2 protein-coding genes are annotated in these 1,219 nt (G+C 64.5%); both read left to right on the forward strand.

Translation table 11 applies throughout. The features are described 5' to 3' along the window. Positions 1-517: hypothetical protein (locus tag D7S89_RS28005; protein ID WP_245983220.1), on the forward strand; the 517-nt coding region annotated here is incomplete at its 5' end. Positions 518-541: 24 nt separating this feature from the next. Beyond that, a partial coding sequence (locus D7S89_RS28010; protein WP_245983224.1) for a hypothetical protein occupies positions 542-1,219 on the forward strand: 678 nt, incomplete at its 3' end.

Consider the following 1,219-nt stretch of genomic DNA (forward strand, 5'->3'; position numbering starts at 1 on the left):
CTGTGTTGCCAGCGCACCGAGAGTGCTATTGGTGGTGCTCAGGCCGGTGGAGAGGGAGCTGACACCGCTCACCGCGGTGGCGAGTCCGGTCGAGGTGGAGGTCGAGAGGCTCGTGACGCTGCTGTTGGTCGTGCTCAGGCCCGTCGACAGTGAACCGACATCCGTTGATTCCTGCGTCGCCAGCGCACCAAGATTGCTGTTGGTAGTGCTCAGCCCGGTGGAGAGTGAGCTGACACCGCTCACCGCGGTACTGAGGCCCGTCGAGGCTGAGGTCGAGAGGCTCGTGACATTGCTGTTGGTCGTGCTCAGGCCCGTCGACAGTGAGCCGACGTCCGTCGATTCCTGCGTCGCCAGCGCACCGAGATTACTGTTGGTGGTGCTCAAGCCGGTGGAAAGCGAACTCACGCCGCTCACTGCGGTGCTCAGGCCAGTCGAGGTGGAAGTCGACAGGCTCGTGACATTGCTGTTGGTCGTGCTTAAGCCCGTGGAGAGCGAACCGACGTCCGTCGACTCCTGAGTCGCCAGCGTACCGAGATTGCTGTTGGTGGTGCTCAAGCCGGTGGAGAGGGAGCTGACACCGCTCACCGCGGTGGCGAGGCCGGTCGAGGTCGAGGTCGAGAGGCTCGTGACGCTGCTGTTGGTCGTGCTCAGGCCCGTCGACAGTGAACCGACATCCGTTGATTCCTGCGTCGCCAGCGCACCGAGATTGCTGTTGGTGGTGCTCAAGCCGGTGGAGAGGGAGCTCACACCGCTCACGGCGGTGGCGAGGCCGGTCGAGGCGGAGGTCGACAGGCTCGTGACGTTGCTGTTGGTCGTGCTCAGGCCCGTCGACAGTGAACCGACATCCGTTGATTCCTGCGTCGCCAGCGCACCGAGAGTGCTGTTGGTGGTGCTCAAGCCGGTGGAGAGCGAGCTGACACCGCTCACCGCGGTGGCGAGGCCGGTCGAGGTCGAGGTCGAGAGGCTCGTGACGCTGCTGTTGGTCGTGCTCAGTCCCGTCGACAGCGAACCGACGTCCGTTGATTCCTGTGTTGCCAGCGCACCGAGATTGCTGTTGGTGGTGCTCAAGCCGGTGGAGAGGGAGCTGACACCGCTCACCGCGGTGGCGAGGCCGGTCGAGGTCGAGGTCGACAGGCTCGTGACGTTGCTGTTGGTCGTGCTCAGGCCCGTCGACAGTGAACCGACATCCGTTGATTCCTGCGTCGCCAGCGCACCGAGA

The sequence above is a fragment of the Trinickia fusca genome (assembly GCF_003628145.1).
GTDB classification, from domain to species: domain Bacteria; phylum Pseudomonadota; class Gammaproteobacteria; order Burkholderiales; family Burkholderiaceae; genus Trinickia; species Trinickia fusca.